This is a genomic window from Hymenobacter sp. UYAg731, from assembly GCF_054061335.1.
Map to the genome: position 1 here is coordinate 605,402 of NZ_JBSSEC010000001.1, position 23,260 is coordinate 628,661.

The window sequence follows — 23,260 nt, forward strand, 5'->3', positions numbered from 1 at the left end:
GGATTTTTTCATGGTAACGGGGTGAAGATTGAGGGGGTGAAGGATGTAAAAACGGGTGGCCAGCGGAAACAGGCAGCGGCCTTCAGGCTACTACGCATAAATTGAGGGGATTTGCTTTCGGGGTCCAAGATAAGAAGGGTTATGGATTTTACCTCAAAATAGCGGATGAGCTTTGGAGAAAATCGGTGTTGGCGGTATTTCTCCAAACAGCCTGCTGCCTCCTGCCACTGTTGGAGTCTTCCCTGATATCACCAGCCTGGAAATGCAAAAGGCCCTCCCCGTGGTGGGGAGGGCCTTGTACAGTGGCCCCGTTTGGATTCGAACCAAAGACCGACTACTTAGAAGGTAGTTGCTCTATCCAGCTGAGCTACGGGGTCGAAACGGGGCAAAAAAAAATGTCGGGGTGGCAGGATTCGAACCTACGACCTCCTGGTCCCAAACCAGGCGCGATACCGGGCTACGCTACACCCCGAAAAAAAATAATGCTGAGTTTAAAAAACGACTTATTGGGTGGAGCCCCAACGAGCTGCTTTCGCAACCCAACATTATAGTGGAGAAGGGGGGATTCGAACCCCCGGTAACCTTTAGAGCTACGGCAGTTTAGCAAACTACTGGTTTCAGCCACTCACCCACTTCTCCGGCTGTTGTTCGCTTCCGTCTGAAGCGGGTGCAAATATACGGGCAGAACTGAAAGAGCCATGCTTTTGCAAAAAAAAATCTCTGAGCCGCTAAAAAATAAGGATTTCAAACGGGCCGTTTTCTCAACCGGCTCAGGCCGTTAGACCCTTGATTTGCGCTGGCTGATAAGCGTAAAAAAATGGGTAGCCCGGCCGGGCGTAGTAATATTGGTGCTCATTCTGACCAATTGTGCTGACCTGGGCTTATCCTGATTTTGTAGTGGCGGCGCTGGTCCTGGGCCTGCTGTTGAGCCTGCTGGCGTGGCATTGGCGGCGGGGCGGGCGGCTGGCGCACCTGCTGGGCAGCCGGCCGCGCCATCGTGGCTGGAAGGCATTGCTGCGCATAGTAGCGGGTGGGCTGCTACTGGCGGCCGGGCTGGGGCCGTCGCTGGGCGTGAGCCAGCGGCCCGTTCGCACGGCCGGCAAAGACGTGTGGCTGCTGGTGGATGTATCGCGCTCAATGGACGCTGCCGATGTGGCCCCCACCCGCCTGCTCCGCGCCCAGGCCGAGCTGCAGGACCTGGTGGCCCAGTTCCCGGCCGACCGGTTGGGACTGGTGGTGTTTGGGGCGGAGGCAGTGGTGCAATGCCCGCTCACGTATGACCAGGCGGCCGTGCAAACCTTTATTGCCACGCTGCGCACCAGCCTGCTGCCCGCCGGCCCCACTACGTTGCAGGCACCATTGGAATTGCTGTTGAGCAGGCTGACGGTGGCCCCTACTACCAGCAACCCTGCCCCGCCCCGCGCCACGGCCCTGGTAGTGGTAAGCGACGGCGAGGACTTTGGCGAAAACCTGGAGCCGACGCTGCGCGCCCTAGGCCGCACCGGAGCCCGCATATACACGGTGGGCGTGGGCACGGCGGCGGGAGCCAAAATTCCGAAGGCCAACGGCGGCTTCGTAACGGATGGCCGGGGCCGGGCCGTGCAAACCCGCCTGCGCGAAGCCCCGCTGCTGCAACTGGCAGCCCAAACCGGTGGGCAGTACGGGGAGCTAACCAACCAGCAGAATGGGTTTGGGCCGCTGTTGCGCTCCTTGCGCGCCATGCAGGGCACCGCTGAGCAGGTACGCACCGTAGCCGTGGCCGACAACCGCTACCGCTACCCGCTGGTGGTAGCGCTGCTGTTGCTGGCCCTTGATGTGGTACTCACCATTACCATTATCCGGCCATGAAGCAGCTCACGCTAGTTCTGCTGCTGCTGGGCGGCCCGGCCTGGAGCCTGCTGACGGGGGTACGCGACCGGAACGTGGCCGTGGCCGACGCCACGGCGGCCTACACGGGAGGCAATGCCGGGCGCGCGGCCCAGGCATTTGCCGCGGCGCTGGCGGCCCAGCGCCAGAAAAGTCCGGACCCGCGCCTGGTACTCAACCTGGCCCATGCCCAGGTACTGGCCAACCAGCCGGGGGCTGCGCAGGCTACTTACGGGCGCTTGCTGGCGGGCACGCCGGCCCGGCTGGGCAGCATCGCGAGGCAGCAGCTGGCCGTGCTGGCGGCCCAGCGGGGCGAGTTGGCGCAGGCCTTGGGCCTGCTTCGGCAGGCACTGCTGCTGGACCCCACCAATGCCGGAGCACGGTTCGACTACGAAGCGGTGAGCGACTACCTAGCCCGCCGGCCCAACAGCCCGCAGATTGTGGCCCCGCCCAAAGCGTCAGCCCCTGCCAAGCCGAAGGACCCGAACGAGAAAAATTCAGCAGAAAAAAACAAGCCGGCAGAAAAGGCGGGCACGGACCGCAAGGGCGAAGCTGATGACAACAAGCCCGCACCGCCCTCCCCGGCCGCGCCCCCGGCCAGCCGGCCCGACGCGACCGGCCAGCCGGACAACCAGCGCCCCGCCGAAAACCCGGGCAACGCGGCCAACGGCGGCCGCGCGCCCGGCACCGGCCCGGCGCAACCCGTAGCTAGCGGGGCCACGCCCGGTACCCAACGGGGCCTAGACCGCACCAACAGCACCGCCAAGTCGGCAGCAGGGGGCCGCAGCAACCGGCCCGGCGCCGACGCCGCCACGGCCGCCGACCTCAGCCTGCAAACCCAGCGCGAGCGCCTGCAAGCCATGAACCTGAGCCCGGCCCAGGCCCGGCAGCTGCTGGAAACGCTAAGGGCGCAGGAGCAGCAGTATTTGCAACAGCTCACACGGCCGGCCGCGCAGAACCCGGACCCCAGCAAGCCGACGTGGTAGGCCTTTGCTTCGGGTTTTTGAAAAGTCAATCGTCATCGCAACTCATACAGGGCTAACACCTGTTAGGCAAGCTGCTGGCCGGGGCGTTTGAATTCCGTACTTTTGCGGCCTGATTCAACATCCCACCCCAACCCTCTTATTTTCCTGAATTATGCAGATTAAAGAAGTTGTCATCATCTCGGCCGTTCGCACGCCGATTGGCTCGTTTGGCGGAGTTCTCGCTTCGCTGTCGGCTACGGAGCTGGGGGCCATTGCCTTGAAAGGCGCGTTGGACAAGGCTGGTGTGGCCGGTTCGGAAGTGAACCAAGTGATTATGGGCAACGTGATTTCGGCCAACCTGGGCCAGGCTCCGGCCCGGCAGGCGGCCAAAAAAGCCGGTCTGCCTGACACCGTGGAATGCACGACCGTGAACAAGGTGTGTGCTTCGGGCTCGAAAGCCATTATGATGGGGGCTCAGAGCATTATGCTGGGGCAGTCGGATGTGGTGCTGGCCGGTGGCATGGAGAGCATGAGCAACGTGCCCTACTACCTTGACAAGGCGCGTTTTGGCGCTAAGTACGGTCATGGGCAGATGATTGACGGCCTCGTGCGCGATGGCCTCTGGGACCCGTACAACGACTACGCCATGGGTAACGCGGCCGAGCACACGGCCAAAGAAATGGGCATCACCCGCGAGCAGCAAGATGCCTTCGCCATTGAGAGCTACACCCGCAGCGCCGCCGCCGCCAAGGCCGGTAAAAAGAAAGACGAGATTGTGCCCGTCAGCATTGAGAGCCGCGGCAAAACCACGGTGATTGAGGACGACGAGGAATATCTGAAAGTGGATTTCGCCAAATTCCCCGGCCTGAAACCGGCCTTTATTAAAGAGGGCGGCACCGTGACGGCCGCCAACGCCTCGACGTTGAACGACGGTGCGGCCGCCGTGCTGCTGATGAGCCGCGAGAAAGCCGACGCGCTGGGCCTCACGCCCATCGGCCGCATTCTGGGCTTCGCCGATGCTGAGCAGGCTCCGGAGTGGTTCACGACGTCGCCTTCGCTGGCCATTCCGAAGGCATTGAAAAATGCCGGCAAGACGGCTGCCGACGTAGACTTTTACGAAATCAACGAGGCGTTTTCGGTGGTGAGTCTGGCCAACAATAAGCTGCTGAACCTGGATGGCGGCAAGGTGAACAAGTACGGCGGAGCCGTGAGTTTGGGCCACCCGCTGGGGGCTTCCGGCGCGCGCATCGTGACCACGCTGATGAACGTGCTCAAGAATGAGGGCGGTAAAATCGGCGTGACGGGCATCTGCAACGGCGGCGGCGGAGCCAGCGCAATTGTGGTAGAGGCGCTGTAACCGTTGCGTTATTATTTATTTCAGGAAGCCCTGCCGTTGAAAATCGGCGGGGCTTTTTTTGGCCCGAAATTTAGCACGAAGCCCCATCAGCACGGAAACACCAATTCCTGCGTTCTTTCGCCTATGAAATACCTGTTGCCTGTGTTGCTGTTGCTGCTGGCCCTCCCCTCGCACGGGCAGCGGCTGAAACGATTTATTACCTATTACGACTCAACCAAAGTTTACAAACGCGAGGTGTACACCGCTTTGGTGGCGGCCGATACCGTGCCGCAGGGCAGCTACAAGCGGTTCTACCGCACTGGCAAGTTGGAGCAGCAGACCAGCTTCCGGCAGGGCAAGCGTGATTCGGCCTACGTGGAGTTTCACCCGAGCGGCAAGCGGCGACTGGAAGCCACCTACCGCGACGGCATCCGACAGGGGCCATTCACGACGTACTACGACGACGGCAAACCGGCCCAGAACGGCTTTTTTGTAGATGATGAGCCCAATGGTGAGCTAACTTACTTCCACCCCGACGGCTCCGTTCGGCTGAAAACCACGTTGGTAAAGGGCCAGCCCAACGGTGCGCTACGGGCTGTATATCCCGATGGAAAAGTGCAGGCCGAAGTAAACTACGACAATGGCCAACCCAACGGCGCGGTGAAATTCTATTACCCCAACGGCGTGGTGCAGAGCGAGGGCAGCTTCACGCGCGGGCTGTTGTCGGGGCCCTACATCACGCGCTATCCCAACAATCAGGTGGAGGTGGAAGTGCTGGCCGACAAGAACGGGCGCGGTCGCTACCGCAGCTACTACCCCAGCGGTAAGCTCCAGACGGAGAGCACCTACGCACCCGCCCCGCTGGTGCAGCGCCCGGTGAAGAACCGGCTCGGCGACGACCTGACCAAGAGCGTGCTGCCGCCCACCGGCACCAGCAACCTCGACGGGCCGGCCACCAGCTACTACGAGAGCGGCCAAATCAAGAGCAAGCTGACGTACCGCAACGGTACGCCGACGGGCAAGGGCATCGAGTACTTCGTGACCGGCAACCCGCACGAGGAAACCGATTATAGCAACGGCGGCAAGGACCGTAAAATCACGCGCTACCAGGATGCCCCCGGCAAGGTGGTGCAGGCCGAGGAACAGTACAAGAACAACCGCCCCGCCGGCACCTGGCGCGACTACTACCCCGACGGCAAGGCCGTGCGCAAAGCCGAAACCTACGGCCCCAGCGGCCGCCTGGTGGGCGACCGGCTTACCTACTTCGAGAATGGCCAGGTGCAGAACCGCCAGCCGTATTTAAATGGCTTCCTGGGCGGCGTAGGCCAGGAATATTTCCCCTCGGGCAAGCTGCGCAAGGAAACCACCTACGTGCGCAGCCAGATTCAGGGGCCGTTTAAAGAATACCGTGAGGATGGCACCCTGGCCGTGAGCGGGCTGTACCGCAACAGCCGCCAAAGTGGCCTGTGGACCTATTACAAAGCGGACGGCATCACCGTGGACCGCACCGTGACCTACCGCAACGGCCAGCAGGTCACCGACCCCATCCGGCAGCCCAAAACCAAGCCCTACCGGGTACAACCCCGGCCCCCGCTGAAGCGGAAATAGCCGCTTGTACTCTGAAAGCAGGTCATGCCGAGCGTAGTCGAGGCATCTCGCTCGCTTTGTTACTTCGATTTGATTACTACCTCACGCGAGATGCCTCGGCTGCGCTCGGCATGACCTGCTTTCTGCCTCAAATCATAAAGTCCCGCCCTACCAAGCGGGGCTTTTTTTGTGCTCCTGAGTTAATTCCAAGCAACGCAGGCAACCGCCGGAGGCAACCTTGCATCTGATATTCCGAACCCCACCCTTCCGCCACGGCCTCTGAGGCCTATACGCCAAAATTATTTTTTGGCGCTTATTCCCTGAATTTCAACTGGTAACAATTTCGAAAGCTTTGCTTAAGATAAATTTATTCAAACAGTACCTTGCGTTACAAAGTACCTGCTTTACATTTGTTCTATACAACGCCCGGTAGCTGTTGTCAGCGTGTACCAAAGACGGCCTGCTACCTGGCGCAGCTTCTCACTCACCGGGGATTCGGACCCGGACTCCTCACCTTCCCAGCGGAACCGCGGCCGCTGCCGGACCTGAGCCGCCCCTCGCCCGACCTCACCTCTTTCACTGCATCACCATGAAAACCCTTTTCACACCGCTCGCTTCGTTCTCTTTTAGCAGCCTGCTGCTGGCTTCGGCTACGCTGCTCTTTCTGCCCGTTGGGGCCGCAATGGCCCAGGCCACCGGCCCCGGCCGTGTGAGCGGCAGCTTGGTGGAGGCTGGCTCCGGCCAAGCCGTGCCCTTCTCCGATGTGCTGCTGCTCCGCGCTGCCGATTCCACCTTCGTGACCGTGGCCCAGACCGCGGAGCAGGGCACTTTTAAAGCGGCTGCGCTGCCGCTGGGCACGTATTTGCTGCGGGTGCAGGATTTGAACTACGGGGTGCTGCGCCGCCGCTTTACGCTCACGGCGGCCGCGCCATCGCTGGAATTATCGGGCCTGAAAATGAGCGCCGCCACGTCTACCAAGCTGAGCGAAGTGGTGGTGACGGGCGAGAAAGCGGCCGTGGTGGTGGAGTTGGGCAAGCGCATCATCAACGTGGAGAAGGACCTGGGCAGCGTGGGCGGCACGGCGGCCAACGTGCTCCAGAACGTGCCTTCGGTGAGCGTGGACGTGAACGGCACGGTTTCGATGCGCGGCACTTCGAACGTAACCATTCTCATTGATGGCAAGCCGGCGGGCGTGAGCAACGGCGGCACCGGCGGCCCCCGCCTCGACCAGATTCCAGCCTCGCGCATTGCCCAGATTGAGGTGATTACCAACCCGTCGGCCAAGTACGACGCGGCCGGTGGTGGCGGGGTTATCAACCTGATTACCAAAAAAGAAACCCGCGCTGGCACCAGTGGCACCGCCGCCTTCAACCTGGGCACCGCCGACAAGTACAGCGGCAACCTGAGCCTAAGCCGCAAAGTGGGCAAGGCCACCTGGACGGCCGGCTACGACGGCCGCGACGTGACCTACCGCAGCCACGGCCACAGCGAGCAAACCGCCCTGCTCGGCCCCGGCGAAACCATTCGCACCACCCAGGTGGCCGTGGGCAGCGAAATTCACCGCAACCACGAAATGCGCGTGGGCGTGGAGCTGGAGTTGCCCAAAAACCAGACTCTGAGCCTGAACGTGAGCCCCAGCATGGAGCGCAACCTGGAAGGCGAAAGCCAGGACCTGACCCAGCAAACCAACAACGGCCCGGTGCAGAAAACCCTGGGTCGCCAGGACCTGGACGTGAAGGTAAAAATACTGGAAACCGACGGCAACTACCGCCGCACCTGGGACGCCCACAAGGGCCGCGAGCTAACGGCTAATTTCGGCAGCGTGACCATTGATGCCAACGTGCCGGTGGTGCAGCGGCAGTACGCCGAGGCCGGCTCGGGCAGCGTGCCGCAGCCCGGCACCCGGCAGCAGCTCGACCTGGTGGCCAACATCCAGTACGGGCAGGTGGACTACGTGCATCCGCTGGCTGATGGCAAAGGCCGCCTCGAAGTGGGGGCCAAAGTGGAGCGCCAGACCAACAAAGGCAGCAATGGCTTCGGCTACGCCGTGAGCGAAACCCGCCCCGACGACTTCCAGAACGACCCCGCCCGCTCGCTCACCTACACTTCCAACCAGGTGGTGCCCGCCGCCTACGTGACCGCCCAACATAGCCTCGGCACCAAGTGGAACGCACAGGCCGGCCTGCGCTCCGAATACACCTACCTGAGCGGCAGCATAGCCGGTGGCGAGGGCATTGCCCAGCGCGGCAGCCTCAATCAGGACTACCTGAGCTTTTTCCCTTCGGCCCTCATCAGCCGGGAGTTTGGCAAGGAAGCGGGCCAGAACCGCTTGCAGCTGAGCTACGCCCGCCGCCTGAACCGGCCCAACTTCATGCAGCAGCTGCCGCTGGCCATCTACCAGGACCCGCGCAGCTACCGCCTCGGCAACCCGCGTTTGCAGGCCGAATTCAGCCACAACATTGAGCTGGGCCACCAGCTCACCATCGGGCAGGCCACCATTACCAGCACCGCGTTTGCCCGCATCACCACCAATTCCATCCAGCGCCTGCGCTTCGTGGACACTGTGGCCACCCGCCTGGCCGGGGCCGGCGCGGGCCTCGTGACTGCCGAAACCTACGACAACCTGGGCACCACCACCAACGTCGGGGCCGAATTCAGCCTCAACCAGCCCCTGGCCAAGTGGTGGCGCCTGAATGCCAGCACCAGCCTCTACCGCGCCCAGCTGGCCGGCAACGGCATTGCCAGCAACCGCACGGCCTTCATCGCCACGGCCCGCCTCACCAACAACTTCACCATCCGCCCCACCCTCGACTTGCAGCTGAGCGGCAACGTGCGCTCGGCCCAGCTCACGGCCCAGGGCCGGCAGCTGGCCTCTGGGCAGGTTGATATTGCCCTGCGCCAGCGCCTGTTCTCGGACCGCGCCGCCCTTACCCTGCGCATCGCCGACTTGCTCAACACCCAGCAGTACCGCAACGAAATCGCCACCGATGCGCTGAGCAGCACCCGCTACTCCAAAGACGAAAGCCGCGTGGGCTGGCTGGGCTTCACCTGGTACATCGGGGCCAGCAAGGCCAAGCCGGGCCGCATCGAGGCCGCGCCCCAGGGCGGCGGCGGCTTCGGCGGCTGAGTTTCTTACCGTTTCCCTTCTGTTTGCCACCCCGCTTTTCTCACCTTCTTCTTTCTGCGAAAAACCCCGTCGTCGGCTTGGTCCAGCGGCGGGGTTTTGTGTTTGATAAGGTCGCAGTGCGTCTGTGGGAGGTAGCTTGCGTCTATCGTTTTCATCATCGGGCTCCAGCCGGCATTATTCCTTTCCCTACCTTCTTTTTATGCTGAAATCTTTATCGGTTATTGCCCTGCTGCTCGCGGCCGGGGCCACCGCAGCACAACCTACTACCCCGGCCGACGCGGGCAAAACCAAGCTCAAAACCAAGCTCGGCAAAGGCAATCGGGCTGAAACCAAAGCCACCGACTGGTCGCTGCACTACGCCGCGAACATCACGCCTGCCGGCTTGCAGCAGGATTTGAGCGTGCTGGCCTCGGATGCATACGAGGGCCGCAAAACCGGCGAGAAAGGCCAAAAAATGGCCGCCGACTACCTCCGCCAGGCCTTCGCGGCCGACGGCCTGGCCGGCCCGGTTCCGGGCTCCGCCAGCCCCTACTTCCAGCAGTTCACCCTGAACCGAGTAGCTCCCGGCGCGTCTATGAAGGTTGGCAACCGGACTTTCTTCGTGAACAAGGACTATTACCTGCTCCTGCGGGATGCCGCCACGCTCACCGCCGAGCTGCACCCCACCTTCATCGGCTATGGCATCAGCACGGCGGGCTATGCTGATTTTGCTCCCACCAACGCCGCCCTGAAGAGCCAGGACCTGGTGATGCTGCTCGGCGAGCCGCTGAACCAGGCGAGCCAGCCACTATTGGGCAAAGCCGGGCAGGCCAGCGACTACGGCAATTCGGGCTTCACCGAAATGATGGCCCGCTCACCTGCCATCCGGGCACTGGTTCCGCGTTCCACCATTCGCATCGCGCCCAGCGCGGCGGTATTCGCGCAGGTGCCCGACCTGTATAAGCCCATGTTTGAGCACTATGAGCGCATCACCTTCCCCGGCGAGCCGGCCGAAGCGGGGTCGGGCTCAAACGTATTTATCGTGTCGCCGGAGATGGGGGCCGCCATCCTGGGCACCACGACCGCCGGGCTGGCCCGCTACCAGCAAGCTGTGGCCGCCGCCGGCAAACCCGTGGCCGCGCCCTTCCAACCAGTGATAATGCAGCCAATGGAATTGAAGGAGGCTTTCACTACGGAAAACGTGCTGGGCTACCTCGAAGGCACCGATAAGAAGGACGAAGTGCTGGTGCTCATGGCCCACTACGACCATGTGGGCACCCAAAACGGCGTGGTTTTCAATGGGGCCGACGACGACGGCTCGGGCACGGCGAGCGTGCTGGCGATGGCCCGCGCCTTTGCCCAGGCCAAAAAGAGCGGACATGGCCCGCGTCGCAGCATCCTGTTTTTGGCCAATGTAGGCGAGGAAATCGGCCTGCTGGGCTCCCGCTACTACACCGACCACCCGGTGCTGCCGCTCGAAAACACCGTGGCGGCCCTTAACATCGACATGCTGGGCCGCGTGGACACCCTTCACACCGGCCGAAGCAACTATGTGTACGTCATCGGCGACGACCGCCTTTCCATCGGGTTGCACGCCCTGAGCGAGGCCACCAACCAGCAGTATACCCCGCTGGCCCTCGACTACAAATACAACGACCCCAAAGACCCCGAGCACCTCTACACCCGCTCCGACCACTTCAGCTTCGCCAAGCACAACGTGCCGGTCATCTACTACACCAGCGGCCTGCACGCCGACTATCACAAGAGCACCGACGACGTGGAGAAAATCGATTTTCCGGCCCTGGCCCGCCGCACCCAACTGGTATTTCACACCGCCTGGGCCCTGGCCAACCGCGACTCCCGCGTGGCCGTGGATACCGGGAAACCCTAAGAAGGGCGGCCCCTGCCGCTTTGGGCAACAGCCCCGCCGTTGGTACTTCCAGGGGCGGGGCTTATTGTTTCCCGAGGCCCCAACCCATCTCCCCGCTCGGCTGAAACGGCGGAATTAGCGCGGGGAAGTGCTTTGGTCGGGCGGGGAAGTGCTTCGGATGAGCGGGGGAATGCTTCTGATGAGCAGGGGAATGTTTCGGGCCGGCCGGGCACTGTTTCGAAGGTGCCGGGAAGTGCTTCGGGGAGGCGGAGGAATGGTTTGGATGAACTAGGGGCAGCAACTTGGGAGGACGCGGCACGGCGGGGTACCCGTCGGCGGTTTGTCTTTCCGTCTGCCCCTACCTTTGCCCCGTTATGCAAAAACCGAGTATTCCCAAGGGCACCCGCGACTTTGGCCCCGCGCAGGTGGCGCGCCGCCAGCACATTTTCAACGTAATCCGCCGCACGTTTGAGTCGTTTGGCTTTGCGCCGCTCGAAACGCCGACGCTGGAAAACCTTTCCGTGCTCACTGGCAAGTATGGGGATGAGGGCGACCAGCTGCTGTTCAAAGTGCTGAACTCCGGCGATTTCGCCAAGGACGTGACGGCCGAGGACCTAGCCACCGGCTCTAAAGCCCTGCTACCCAAAGTGGCCGAAAAAGGCCTGCGCTACGACCTCACCGTGCCCTTTGCCCGCTACGTGGCCATGAACCGGGGCACCCTCACCTTCCCCTTCAAGCGCTACCAGATGCAGCCCGTGTGGCGCGCCGACCGCCCCCAGCGCGGCCGCTACCGCGAATTTTACCAGTGCGATGCCGACGTAGTGGGCACCGACTCGCTGCTCTGCGAAGCCGAAATCGTGCTGATGATAGCGCAGGTACTGGGCGGCCTCGGCCTGCACGACTTCACCATCAAAATCAACCACCGCGGCGTGCTGCGCAACATTTACCAGGCGCTGGACGGCGAGGGCCGCGAAACGGATTTATTCGTGGCCATCGACAAGCTCGATAAAATCGGGCGCGAGGGCGTGACCAAAGAGCTGCTGGAGCGCGGCTTCTCGGAGCCCACCATCGAGACGCTGTTTGCGCTGCTGAGCGTGGAAGGCAGCTACCAAGAGAAGCTCCAACGCCTGCTGGCGGGCTTCGTGACGGCCGGCGTGGAGCCGGACGGCACCCGCCCCACCACGGCCGATGATGGGGCCGCGATGGACGAGATAACGGCCAGCTACCGCGGCCTGACGGAACTGGCCGAAGTGCGCGACCTGCTGGTGGCTTCCGGCTTCCGGGAGTTCGACCGGCTCGAATTTGACCCCACCCTGGCGCGGGGCCTTTCCTACTACACGGGCTGCATCTTTGAAGTCAAAATCAACAACGTGCAGATGGGCAGCGTGAGCGGCGGCGGGCGCTACGACAACCTCACCGGCTCCTTCGGGCTGCCGGGCGTGTCGGGCGTGGGCTTCTCGTTTGGCGTGGACCGGCTGTATGACTGCCTGGAGGCGCTGGATTTGTTCTCCGTCACGGCCGAAACGCCCACCCGCTGCCTCCTCACCCATTTCGACGCGGCCAGTGGCCGGGCCGCTCTGCCCCTGCTGGCGCAGCTGCGCGCCGCCGGCATCCCCGCCGAGCTGTATCCCGATGCCAAGAAGCTGGGCGTGCAGTTCAAGTATGCCGATGCCAAGGGCATTCCGCTGGTCCTCATCATGGGGCCGGAAGAAATAGCAGCCGGCGTGGTGAAGGTCAAAATCATGCAGAGCGGCGAAGAGAAGGTGCTGCCGCTGGGCGAAGTAGTGGCGGCCCTTACCGTGGAGTAATGAATTGAGCTAAAGTCAACTCCCTTCCTTTGTTAAGGAGGGGAATTGACTTTGGCACTTACCGGACGGCGTAGACGCGCTGCACGCGGCGGTCCTGCCCAAACTGCTGGGCCAGCAGGCCGGCGTCGGAACGGGCGGCGGCGGGGTCGCGCAGCACGGTGGCCAGGGCCACGTTGAGCTGCTGGGTGGTGCGGCGGCAGCAGCGGTTGCCTTTGCGCAGGTCGAGGTTCAGCTCGTCGAGCCGCTCCTCGTACACGAGCTGGTCCTGCGCGTTGTAGAAGCGCACGATGGTGTGGTCGCGGGTGGTGCGGTTGGTTTCGACGTTCCAGTAGCCGGCTTGCGCGGGCGGCGTTTGGACCTGGGCATGGGCCAGGGTTGAAAGCAACAGGAACAGCCCGAGGATGAGGCGGAAAATGAGGAGATTTTTCATGGTTTGGGGGCTTGAAGTGAATTGGATTGGCGGCGGTGCGCCGCTGAGGTACCCCAATATGGCCGGGCCGCGAAGTCCTTGCTGGCCTAATCGCCCGGGGCGGCCCCCGGTGGGCAACAAGGCCGCCCCCCGGCGACCAACGGCCGGTTTGGTCGTTGGTCGCCGGGGGGCGGCCGTTGGTCTACAAAACCTGTTACCAGCGCGGCATCCATTCATAAATCGGTATATTTAGGCAAGCACATCCCACTCGTATACCGGCATGGCACACATAAACACGCACTTGCGGGAACCCTGGCCCGCCCGGTTGCTGCGGGCAATAGACGAGCGGTGGTGGCTGCGGCACGGCCTGTTCTGGCTGGTGCGAACGGTGCTGCTGACGTGGCTGGTGCTGTACGTGGTACACGTAGCCCTGAACCTGCGGCTGGCCCTGCGCGACATGACGCTGCTGCTCGTACCGCATATGCTGGCCACCTACGCCCTGCTGTATGGCGTGCTGCCCGCCCTGTGGCAGGGCCGCCGCGCCCGGCTGGTGGGGCTGCTGGCGGCGTGGTTTCCGCTGAGCGTGGTGCTGCATCACGGCTTCCGGCATTTCGTGCTGGTGCCGCTTTACGTGGGCGTGCAAACGCCCATCCCCGATGCCCACCTGGCGCTGGCCCCCGGCCCGTATGTGCTGCTGGCCGTGACGGCCGGGGTGGCCGCCTGCCTGCACGTATACCGGCGGTGGCGGCAAAAAGAACTGGCCAATGGGCACCTGCGGCAGGAAAACTACCGGTCCGAACTCCAGCTGCTGCGGGCCCAGATTCACCCGCACTTTCTCTTCAACACCCTCAACAACCTCTACGCCCTCACGTTGCGGCAGTCGGCCCAGGCCCCCGAGGTGGTGGACCGCCTCACCGGGCTGCTGCAATTTGTGGTGGAGCAGGGCCACGCTGCGCTGGTGCCGCTGCCCGCCGAAGTGGCCCTGCTGCGCAACTTCCTGGCCCTTGAGCAGCTGCGCTACGGCCCGCGCCTCACGCTCGATTTTCGGGCCGAGGGCTTGCCGGCCACGGGCGGCATCGCGCCGCTGCTGCTGTTACCGCTGGTCGAAAACGCCTTCAAGCACGGCGCGGCCGAGCAGGTAGGGGCGGCGCGCATTGCCGTGGTGCTGGGCATGGCTGATGGCTGCTTCACCTGCCTCATCACGAACACGAAAACCGACGCCCCGTCGGCGGCGCCGCCCGGCATTGGCCTGCGCAACGTGCGCCACCGCCTCCAGCTGCTCTACCCCGAGCGGCACCGTTTCGAAACCGAAGCCCGCCCCGACACCTACACCGTGCGCCTGACGCTGGCGCTGGCCGAAGTGGCCGCCCCAGCTCCGCAGCGGACCGGGCGCGTGGCCACCCCGGCAGCCGTGCATTCCGCGTCGCTGGCCTTTCCGTCGTACTCATGAAACCCTGGCCATTTCAGCGACTCCTGCGGCACCTGGCATTTTGGGTGGTGGCCTCGGGGCTGCTGCTGCTGCTTCAGCTGCCAAATCCGCTGTTCATCGGCACGCGGCTGTACTTGCGCACGTACGCACTCACGGTGCTGCCCCTGATGCTGCCGGCCACCTACCTGCTGCTGTACGGGGTGCTGCCCCGCCTGCTGGAGCAGCGGCGGCCGGGGCGGTTTCTGGCGCTGCTGGGCGGGTGGCTGGTGGGCAGTGCCCTGCTCTCCAACCTGCTGTGGCTGACGTATGGGGCCTACCTCACCCCGCGCTGGTTCGGGGGCAAGGCCTTTCTGAAGCTGGGCTGGGCCGAAATGGTTGCCGACCTGAACTTCGGCTTTTTTGCCCTGCTGATGGTGGCCGGCGCGGCCAGCGCCATCCAGGTGGTGAACCACTGGTACGAGCAGCGGCAGCTGAGCCAGCAGTTGGAGCAGCAAAAGCTGCACACCGAGCTGGAGCTGCTGAAGGCCCAGTTGCAGCCCGGGTTTCTGTTCGATACGCTGCGCACCTTGCGCGGTCTCACGGCGGCCCGTGCGCCCGAGGCCCCGGCGGCCGTGCTGCACCTGGCGGCGCTGCTGCGCTACCTGCTCTACGAAAGCCCGCACGAAAACGTGCCGCTGGCCGACGAGGTGGCCATGCTGCGCGACTACGTGGCCCTGGAGCGGCTACGGCTGGGCGCCCGGGTGGAGGTGTCGCTCAACTTCAGCGGCAACTTGGCCGCCCACCGCATTGCCCCCCTGCTGCTGCTGCCGTTTCTGGAAAACGCCTTCCGGCACGGCACCGGCGCGGGCCTCGACTGCGCCTGGGTGAGCATCGACCTGGTGGCCCGGCCGGCCGGCCTCACGCTCAAAATCATCAACAGCCAGCCCCCGGCCGCCCCTGCCCTCCGCGAGGGGCTGGGCCTGCGGGCCGTGCGGCAGCGGCTGGCCCGCCTCTACGCCGGCCGGCACGCGCTGAAAATAATGGTAGAGCCCGATGCCTTCGTGGTGGCCCTGCACCTGGCCACGGCCCCGCTGGCGGCGGCCCACACCGCGCCGCCGGCCCCCGCCTTTGCCCATTCTTCCCACCTGATGCCCCAGCCATGAAAACCCGCTGCCTATTGGTCGACGACGAGCCCCCGGCCCTCGAAGTACTCGAATCTTACGTGCGCGAGGTGGCGCAGCTGCAACTGGTGGGCACCTGCGCCAACGCCTTGGAGGCGTTTGACTTCCTCCAGCAGCAGCCCATCGACTTGCTATTTCTCGACATCAAAATGCCCAAGATGCTGGGCACCGATTTCCTGCGCAGCCTGCGCCACCCGCCCCAGGTTATTTTCACCACGGCCTACCGCGAATACGCCTACGAAGCCTTCGAGCTCGACGCGGTCGATTACCTGCTCAAACCCGTGTCGCTGGAGCGGTTTCTGAAGGCCGTGGCCAAAGCGACCCGGCCCGACGGCACGTCCAGCGCCCCCGCCGAGGCCCCGCCCATCGCCCCCCCCGAGGCCTTCCTCTACTTCCGCATCGACCGCAAAATGGTGAAAGTGACGCTCCGCGACATCCTCTACGTGGAGGGTCTGAAGGATTACGTGAAGATTCACCGGGCTACGGGGCCGCCGCTGGTGGTGAAGCAAACCGTGTGCAGCATGGAAGAAAAGCTGTCGGAAAGCAACTTCCTGCGCATCCACCGCTCGTTCATTGTGGCCCTGGACAAGATTCGGACCTACAGCGCCCGGCACATCGAAGTGGCCAACGAGGAGCTGCCCATCGGCCGCCTGTTTCGCCCGCGGGTGGAGGAGGTGCTGGGGTGAAGTCAAGTTGATTTGCAGTAAAAGGAACGGTCATGCTGAGCGCAGTCGAAGCATCTCTACCGCAATAGTAAATGATTACTGGTGCGGTAGAGATGCTTCGACTGCGCTCAGCATGACCGTTGTTTTTATCCCCTATTCCTTCCTCATCATTCCATCCCCAAACTCACTTAAACCGCAGCTTAGCATCGATGTTCTGGGCTAATTTCTTGCCCTGAATCGTGCCTTTTTCGACCGAAGGCCGGTAATGAATGCCGCCGTACAGGCGCGACAGGCCGGCCTCGCTACCAGCCTGCTCGAAGGAAGTATACGAGCGGGCGGCCAGGCCAAAAGGCACGTAGCTCTGGTCGGTGAAGGCGTAGTTGGGGCCGTAGATTTGGGTGAGGGCCTCCCCCGCCGCCGCCGACAGCGTGGCGTGGTTGGCGCTGTATTCGGGGAAGGCGGGCGTGGGGATGAGCGGCAGCCAGGTGGGCTCGCCCAGCGTGGCCCGAATGTAGGTTACCGGCCGCAGCACGTTATAGGTAAACTTGGTTTTCATGGAGCTAATGAGGGCATCGTTGAGGCAGACGCCGAGCTTGGCGTGGGCGAACAGGGCCTTATCAAGGGGGGTATTTTCCTTGGTCAGCACCTGGGCCAGGATGGACACCCAGTGGCCCGGCGGCGTGAAGCTGCGGCCGCTGGGCACGTCGTTCCAGAACAGGGCAATGGCGGTTTGCTCGGGGGTGCGGGTTTGGGCGATGCTCAGCACTTCGCTGGCCATGGTGTAGAAGGGCGAGCCGGGGACGGTACTGTAGGCCAGCGGCGGGCCGGGGTCGGCTCCCTCGCCGCTGCCGGCCACCAAGGGGCGGTTGGCGCCCCAGTTCGGGAACACGGCGGGGCTGAACTGCGGGGCCGTGGGCACCCACAGGCCCGGTCCGGTGGGCGGCGTGTAGGGGGTGGTGTTGTTATAGCCGTCAGTATTCGCCCACGCAAAAACGGCCGCCGCTACCTGCTTGCCAAAATCGACGGAGCGGCGGCTGGCCTCGGCCCCCAGGCTGCCCTGAAACGCGGCTACGTTGGCGGCTTCCAGCGAATCGAGCGTCGCGAGGTTGGCCGGCGAGGCATTGGCAAATAGGCTCCGGTTGATGGCGGCCAGGGCGGCGTTGGCGCTCAGGGCCCAGTTGTAGGCTTGGGTGAGGTCGGCAGTGGGCAGCCCGCTCAGGCCGTTGAGCTGGCCGGCCAGGGAGCGGTAGCCGGCCATGCCGGGCACGGCCGCTTCGTAGCCGGCCACTCCGGCGTAGGCAAAGGGCCGCCCGAAGGTGATGGCCGGCACCACGGGCGTGGTGCGGACCAGCCGCAATTCCAGGTTCATCCAGCTCAGGGCTACGTCGGCGCGGTAGGTGGCGGCATCCGGCGAGGGGTTGGCAGCGGGCGCGGGGCTGTCGGAATCGGAGCAGGAAGTAATGCCCAGCAAGGCGCTGAAAATCAGCAGCACTAGGAGGCTGGCTGCCCGGCCCGAATGATGCAAGGTTGAAGCGTTTTTCATGACTAAAACGGGAACAAATGGCACGAACGGCTGAACCCGCGCGGGTAAAAACGAGGCGCGAGTTCCCTCCAAAAGTGCGGGCAACTCCTGAACATTGCTCGGTTTATCGCCCGGTAACGCGCTGGTGAAGACAGACAGCATCTGAGAAACGACCAGCGACGGCGGCCAGCGTGCGCGGCTGGCGTTGGCTACGCCAATTTTCAGTTCAACGCCTGTCACCCCCCGTTTCCGCTACGCGAAAACGCTCCTCCTCAAAAAAGCAGGGGAGTTTTTTCGTTCTTTGCTGCCCCCATCTTCACCACCCACGCACTTTTAATGCCCACCCACCTCATTTCGCCCGCGCAGCCGCTCACCCTGGCTGCGCTGGCCACCCTACTCGCCGACGGCCGCCCCGTGCAGCTCGGCGATGATGCCCGCCAGCAAATAGCAGCCTGCCACGCCTACCTGCACCAGCGCCTGGCCCACGACGACGCGCCGATTTACGGCATCAACACCGGCTTCGGCTCCCTATATAATGTGAGCATTGCGCCCCAGGAGCGCGCCCAGCTCCAGGTAAATCTGATGATGTCGCACGCCTGCGGCACCGGGGCCGAAGTGCCGCAGCACCTCGTGCGCCTCATGCTTTTCCTCAAGGCCCAGAGCCTGAGCTACGGCCACAGCGGCGTGCAGCCCGCCACCGCCGAGCGCCTCGTGGCCATGTACAACCGCGAGATGCTCCCCGTGGTGTACGAGCAGGGCAGCCTCGGGGCCTCCGGCGATTTGGCGCCGCTGGCCCACCTCTGCCTGCCGCTTTTAGGTTTGGGCGAAGTAAACTACCAAGGCTACCGCCTCAGCGCCGAAGATGCCATGAGCCTTTTCAGCTGGGAGCCGCTGAAACTGCAGGCCAAGGAAGGCCTGGCCCTGCTCAACGGCACCCAGTTCATGCTGGCCTACGCCGTGGATGGCGTGCTGCGCGCCCAACGCCTAGCCGCGGCGGCCGATGTCATCGGGGGGCTGTCGCTGGAAGCATTCGGGGGCTGCGCCGACCCCTTCAATGAAAACCTGCACCGCATCCGGCCGCACGCCGGGCAGGTGCAGGTGGCCAAGCGCCTGCGTGGGCTGCTGGCCGGCTCCGAGCTGCAAACCCAGCCCCGCCTGGCCGTGCAGGACCCCTACTCCTTCCGCTGCCAGCCGCAGGTACACGGGGCAAGCCGCGATGCGCTGGCCTACGTGGCCCAGGTGGTCGAAACCGAGTGTAACTCCGTGACCGACAACCCCAACATCTTCCCCGACGAAGACCTGATTCTGAGCGGCGGCAACTTCCACGGCCAGCCCCTGGCCCTGGCCTTGGACCACCTCGCCATTGCGATGGCCGAGCTGGGCAGCATCTCGGAGCGCCGCACCTACCAGCTCATTTCCGGCCAGCGCGGCCTGCCCCAATACCTCGTGGCCGAGCCCGGCCTGAACTCCGGCCTGATGATTCCGCAGTACACCGCCGCCGGCATCGTGAGCCAGAACAAGCAGCTCTGCACGCCCGCCTCGGTAGACAGTATCGTGAGTAGCAACGGCCAGGAAGACCACGTTAGCATGGGTGCCAACGCCGCCACCAAGGCCCGCCGCGTCATCGAAAACGTGGAACAGGTGCTGGGTATTGAATTAATGACGGCCGTGCAGGCACTAGCCTTCCGCCGCCCCGGCCGCAGCTCCGAAGCGCTGGAGCGCGTGGTGGAAGCTTTCGGGCAGGAAGTAAAATTTGTGGTGCGCGACCGGGTGCTGTACCCGGATTTGCACAAAGCCGCCGCCTTCGTCCGTAAGTTTGACTGGCAGTAAAAGCTGCTCAACAGGCCTGGGGCACGTTGTTGGCAAAATCTTTTCTAACAAAGAGTGTTTGGCTGATGACCATTTTCGGGCGCGATAATGCTTTATCCCGCGTTACGAGTGCTGCCCGATGAAAAGGCGAATGAAGTCGATAACCCATGAAGCCGCTGAACCGCTATTTCTTATTTCTGCTGCTGTGGCTGCCGGGCCAGTTGGCTTGGAGCCAATGCGAAACCAAACCGAACGACCCCACAGCCTTCTTTGCTCTTGACATCAATGGAGTAGTAGTAGAATCTTTTTGCGTAGGCCAGCCAGTGCATTTCGTTCACGCTAGGCCTACTACTGGAGTTCTGAGCTATGGAGTGCGGCCGGGCGTGGGTAGTACGTTTTACAACACTACGCCCATCTGCTTCCCCCCCAACTACCTGCCCTACACCTACATCCCCACATTGGCCGAGGTGGGCATGGTAACTGTGTCGGAGTTGGATGCAGTGATTAGCAATCCGATTTATTATTTCCGAGTTTATCGCGTTTACGACACCCCGCCGCCAGCCTTCACCGTCGCGCCTTGCCCCACCAACCAAGCGCTGGTCACGATAACCGACGCCGTTTATGACACTTACACCTACACTTTTCAAACACCCACCGGTACTACTGGGTCAGCCCCGATTAGCCGTGGGCCGGGTGTCATTCCCGTACCGAGCGGGGCCACCTCCATCACCCTCACCGGCCATTACACCACCAACGGTTTGTGCGAAAGCCGGCCTTCAGTGCAGCCCCTCACGCTGGCTGCCCCGGTAAAACCCATTCTCACCAGCCTCACCCTCAGCGGCCCGCTGCCCAGCGGTACGGCTACTCTGGCGGTGGGCAACTTGCCCGCCGGCTACCTCTACACCCTGCAGGTTGATACCGGCACCGGCTTCCGTAACGTGCCCGGCGTGACCGCAGCGCCCGGCAACACCAGCCTCAGCGTGCCCGGCGCGGTGGACGGCCGCTACCGCATTGCCCGCACCGACTACTGCGGCGGCAGCCCGGACACCTCATTTCCCATCGGCACGTTGAGCCTGACCGGAACGTCGGCCCGCAACCGCAACCAGCTGCTGCTCAAAGATGCCGGCCCCGCCATCAGCTACACCGTCACCCGCAACGGCACGCCCATCAACACCCTCACCCGCACGGCCGATGGCTTCGAGGATGCCGACGTGTTCTGCGGCAGCACCTACACTTACGTAGTAACGGCCACCCAGCCGGGCGGTGGGGTGGCTATTTCCAATTCATTTCCCATCCCCACGGTATCAAACCTGCCGCCGCCACAGCCCCGCCTGGTGGCCAGCTTCAACCTCAATAATGTGGTGGTGCTGACGCCAACGCTGGCCACGCCCACCCTGCCCGTTGGCAGCTCGCTGCAATACAGTCGCACGGCCGGCAGCGGCGTACCGGCTAATTTCGGCAAACCCGTCGCTTCGCTACGTGCATCCCGCGATTCCACCGACCTGACCACTCTCAGAGCCAGCCCGCCCTGCTACTCGGTGTGCCTCGTGGATACCTGCGGCAACATCTCGCCCACCAGCCCCGCTACCTGCCCGGCCATCCTCTCAGCCAGCGCCGCCGATGCCGACGGCAGCACCGCCGCCCTCACCTGGACGGCCTTCACCGGCCCCGACCCGGCCGTTCCCGCTGTCTACACCCTCCAGCGCCTCGCCGCCGATGGCACCGTGCTTAGCACCCTGGCCGTAACCGGCAACACCTACACCGACCTCACCCCGCCCACCGACCGCCAGGTGCTGCGCTACCGGCTGCAAATCGGCGGCGCGGGCTTGCCGGCCGGCACGTTCAGCTACTCCAACCTGGCCAGCGTCACACGGCAACTCACGCTCGCCATTCCCACCGCCTTCACGCCCAATGGCGACGGCCTCAACGACGTGCTCGAAGTGAAGGGCAGGTATCTGAATAACTACACCTTCGTAGTAGTGGACCGCAACGGCCAAGAAGTGTTCCGAGGCACTCAGCGCAGCGAAACCTGGGACGGCACCATTAAAGGGCACGCCCCGGTGCTGGGGGCGTACGTGTGGCGCTTCCAGCAGAACAACGAGGACGGCAAGCCATTTTCGGCCACCGGCGCGGTCACTATTCTGAAATAAACCCGCGCCCTCTTGCCACCTTTGTTAGGAATTTTAGCCGGTGAAAGCATGAGAAGGCATCCTTTTCGCCCTACTTACTGTTCACTGCTAACTGAAAACTGTTAACCGAAATATAAAATGGCATTCGACATCACCGGCATGATGGGCAAAGTGAAAGAACTGCAGGATAAGATGCAGCAGGCCCAGCAGGAAATCCAGCACATCACCGCCACGGGCGAAGCCGGCGGCGGCCTCGTGCGCGCCACGGCCAACGGCCACCGCAAAATCCTCAAGCTCGAAATCGACGAATCCCTCCTCACCCCGCAGGACCGCGACATGCTGGCCGACCTCGTGGTAGCCGCCGTGAACAAGGCCCTCGACGAAGCCGCCGAGTTGGCCCGCCAGGAGCTCCAGCGCAAAACCAGCGGCCTGATGCCCAACGTGCCCGGCCTCGATTTGAGCGGCTTTGGGGCCTAACGCTGCAGCCCCGGCCGGCGTTTGCGCCGACGTGGCCATCGTCATCCTGAACTGGAACGGCGCGAAATTCCTGCACCGCTTCCTCCCCGGCGTGCTCGCCCACGCCGACGGAGCGCGCGTCATCGTGGCCGATAACGCCTCCACCGACACCTCGGTGGAACTGCTGGCCCGCGAATTCCCGACCGTAGAACTGCTGTTGCTCGACCGCAACTGGGGCTTTTGCGAAGGCTACAACCAAGCCCTGGCGCAAGTCGACAGCCCATTCTTCGTGCTGCTTAATTCCGATGTGGAAGTCACGCTGGGCTGGCTGCGCCCCCTGCGCGGCCTGCTCGAAGCCAACCCGCGCATCGCCGCCGTGCAGCCCAAAATCCTGTCCCAAATCGACCCCACGCTGTTTGAGTACGCGGGAGCCGGCGGTGGCTACCTCGACCGGCTGGCTTACCCCTTCTGCCGCGGCCGCCTCTTCGACACCCTCGAAAAGGACCTGGGCCAGTACGACGACCCACGCCCCGTGGCCTGGGCCACCGGGGCCTGCCTCATGGTGCGGGGCGCCGCCTGGCAAGCCCTCGGCGGCTTGGAACCAGCCTTTTTCGCGCACATGGAGGAAATCGACTTCTGCTGGCGGCTCCAGAATGCGGGCCACGAAGTCTGGTACCACGGTGGCAGCGCCGTGCAGCACGTCGGCGGCGGCACACTGCACAAATCCAACCCCCGCAAAACCTACCTGAACTTCCGCAACGGCTTGGCCCTGCTCTACAAAAATGCCGCGCCCGACGAGTTGTACGGTCCCATGTTCCAGCGCCTCGTATTGGATGGCGTAGCTGGCCTGCGGTTTTTACTGAGCGGGGAAGTTGGCAATTTCTGGGCCGTGCTGCGGGCGCATTTCAGCTTCTACGGCAGCTTTGGCTACTGGCGTAAGAAGCGGCGGGCTACCCGGCCACACCTGCGCGTCCGGGACCGCGCCGGCGTGTATAATGGTAGTCTGGTGTGGGCGTATTTTGGAAAAAGCAAGCGCAAGTTCAGCGATTTGGGGCTGAAATGAATTTTGCAAAAAAGCCCCGACTCCAATCCAGAGCCGGGGCTTCTAATATTATCGTGTGTCTGGCATTTACAGGACGGATT

At 63.5% G+C, this 23,260-nt stretch carries 16 protein-coding genes and 3 tRNA genes; 14 read left to right on the top strand and 5 right to left on the bottom strand.

Annotation, left to right across the window (positions count from 1 at the left end; all coding sequences use genetic code 11):
* Positions 1–303: 303 nt before the first annotated feature.
* The 3 genes from ACVWYF_RS02595 to ACVWYF_RS02605 all read right to left on the bottom strand — a co-directional run bounded on the left by ACVWYF_RS02595 (position 304) and on the right by ACVWYF_RS02605 (position 639).
* A tRNA-Arg gene (locus ACVWYF_RS02595) sits at positions 304–377 on the bottom strand.
* A 21-nt stretch (positions 378–398) separates the two neighbouring features.
* Positions 399–472: transfer RNA gene (locus tag ACVWYF_RS02600), tRNA-Pro, on the bottom strand.
* Positions 473–551: 79 nt separating this feature from the next.
* Positions 552–639: transfer RNA gene (locus tag ACVWYF_RS02605), tRNA-Ser, on the bottom strand.
* A 228-nt stretch (positions 640–867) separates the two neighbouring features.
* On the opposite strand from ACVWYF_RS02605, the gene ACVWYF_RS02610 reads away from it, so the two are divergent.
* The 7 genes from ACVWYF_RS02610 (at position 868) to hisS (ending at position 12,538) form a co-directional block, all read left to right on the top strand.
* Positions 868–1,848: a VWA domain-containing protein gene (locus ACVWYF_RS02610; RefSeq protein ID WP_457064315.1), complete on the top strand. Its 981-nt coding sequence runs from the start codon at positions 868–870 to the stop codon at positions 1,846–1,848.
* Positions 1,845–2,852: a hypothetical protein gene (locus ACVWYF_RS02615; protein ID WP_457064317.1), complete on the top strand. Its 1,008-nt coding sequence runs from the start codon at positions 1,845–1,847 to the stop codon at positions 2,850–2,852. The genes ACVWYF_RS02610 and ACVWYF_RS02615 overlap by 4 nt, the downstream gene beginning before the upstream one ends.
* Positions 2,853–3,003: 151 nt before the next feature.
* The gene (locus ACVWYF_RS02620) at positions 3,004–4,188 is read left to right on the top strand and encodes an acetyl-CoA C-acyltransferase (RefSeq protein ID WP_457064319.1); all 1,185 of its coding nucleotides are present in this window, start codon (positions 3,004–3,006) and stop codon (positions 4,186–4,188) included.
* Between the two features lie 123 nt (positions 4,189–4,311).
* On the top strand, positions 4,312–5,775 hold the full coding sequence (locus tag ACVWYF_RS02625; protein ID WP_457064321.1) for a toxin-antitoxin system YwqK family antitoxin: 1,464 nt from the start codon (positions 4,312–4,314) through the stop codon (positions 5,773–5,775).
* A 568-nt stretch (positions 5,776–6,343) separates the two neighbouring features.
* The gene (locus ACVWYF_RS02630) at positions 6,344–8,881 is read left to right on the top strand and encodes a TonB-dependent receptor domain-containing protein (RefSeq protein ID WP_457064323.1); all 2,538 of its coding nucleotides are present in this window, start codon (positions 6,344–6,346) and stop codon (positions 8,879–8,881) included.
* A 199-nt stretch (positions 8,882–9,080) separates the two neighbouring features.
* A complete protein-coding gene (locus ACVWYF_RS02635) occupies positions 9,081–10,751 on the top strand; it encodes a M20/M25/M40 family metallo-hydrolase (RefSeq protein ID WP_457064325.1) in 1,671 nt (556 codons plus the stop codon).
* A gap of 353 nt (positions 10,752–11,104) precedes the next feature.
* Positions 11,105–12,538, top strand: a complete 1,434-nt coding sequence (gene hisS / locus ACVWYF_RS02640) for a histidine--tRNA ligase (protein WP_457064327.1) — start codon at positions 11,105–11,107, stop codon at positions 12,536–12,538.
* A 58-nt stretch (positions 12,539–12,596) separates the two neighbouring features.
* On the opposite strand, the gene ACVWYF_RS02645 is transcribed toward hisS, so the two are convergent.
* A complete protein-coding gene (locus ACVWYF_RS02645) occupies positions 12,597–12,968 on the bottom strand; it encodes a hypothetical protein (protein WP_457064329.1) in 372 nt (123 codons plus the stop codon).
* Positions 12,969–13,227: 259 nt separating this feature from the next.
* Here ACVWYF_RS02645 and ACVWYF_RS02650 point away from each other — a divergent pair, with 259 nt between their 5' ends.
* The 3 genes from ACVWYF_RS02650 to ACVWYF_RS02660 are packed head-to-tail and all read left to right on the top strand — an operon-like array spanning position 13,228 to position 16,222.
* Positions 13,228–14,397, top strand: a complete 1,170-nt coding sequence (locus ACVWYF_RS02650; RefSeq protein ID WP_457064330.1) for a sensor histidine kinase — start codon at positions 13,228–13,230, stop codon at positions 14,395–14,397.
* Positions 14,394–15,518, top strand: a complete 1,125-nt coding sequence (locus ACVWYF_RS02655) for a sensor histidine kinase (RefSeq protein ID WP_457064332.1) — start codon at positions 14,394–14,396, stop codon at positions 15,516–15,518. Before ACVWYF_RS02650 ends, ACVWYF_RS02655 begins: the two co-directional genes overlap by 4 nt.
* Entirely contained in the window at positions 15,515–16,222 is a 708-nt protein-coding gene (locus ACVWYF_RS02660; RefSeq protein WP_457064334.1) for a LytR/AlgR family response regulator transcription factor, read from the top strand. The genes ACVWYF_RS02655 and ACVWYF_RS02660 overlap by 4 nt, the downstream gene beginning before the upstream one ends.
* Positions 16,223–16,385: 163 nt before the next feature.
* Here ACVWYF_RS02660 and ACVWYF_RS02665 read toward each other — a convergent pair whose 3' ends face one another.
* The gene (locus tag ACVWYF_RS02665) at positions 16,386–17,744 is read right to left on the bottom strand and encodes a vanadium-dependent haloperoxidase (protein ID WP_457064336.1); all 1,359 of its coding nucleotides are present in this window, start codon (positions 17,742–17,744) and stop codon (positions 16,386–16,388) included.
* A gap of 315 nt (positions 17,745–18,059) precedes the next feature.
* Between ACVWYF_RS02665 and hutH the strand changes: the two genes are divergently transcribed.
* The 4 genes from hutH (at position 18,060) to ACVWYF_RS02685 (ending at position 23,180) form a co-directional block, all read left to right on the top strand.
* Entirely contained in the window at positions 18,060–19,553 is a 1,494-nt protein-coding gene (gene hutH, locus ACVWYF_RS02670) for a histidine ammonia-lyase (protein WP_457064338.1), read from the top strand.
* 146 nt (positions 19,554–19,699) lie between these two features.
* Positions 19,700–21,682 (top strand): T9SS type B sorting domain-containing protein, encoded by a 1,983-nt coding sequence (locus ACVWYF_RS02675; RefSeq protein ID WP_457064340.1) that lies wholly within the window; start codon positions 19,700–19,702, stop codon positions 21,680–21,682.
* A 117-nt stretch (positions 21,683–21,799) separates the two neighbouring features.
* Complete coding sequence (locus ACVWYF_RS02680; protein WP_168674222.1) at positions 21,800–22,138, top strand: YbaB/EbfC family nucleoid-associated protein; 339 nt, start codon at positions 21,800–21,802, stop codon at positions 22,136–22,138.
* Positions 22,128–23,180: a glycosyltransferase family 2 protein gene (locus tag ACVWYF_RS02685; protein ID WP_457064342.1), complete on the top strand. Its 1,053-nt coding sequence runs from the start codon at positions 22,128–22,130 to the stop codon at positions 23,178–23,180. Before ACVWYF_RS02680 ends, ACVWYF_RS02685 begins: the two co-directional genes overlap by 11 nt.
* The last annotated feature ends 80 nt before the right edge of the window (positions 23,181–23,260 follow it).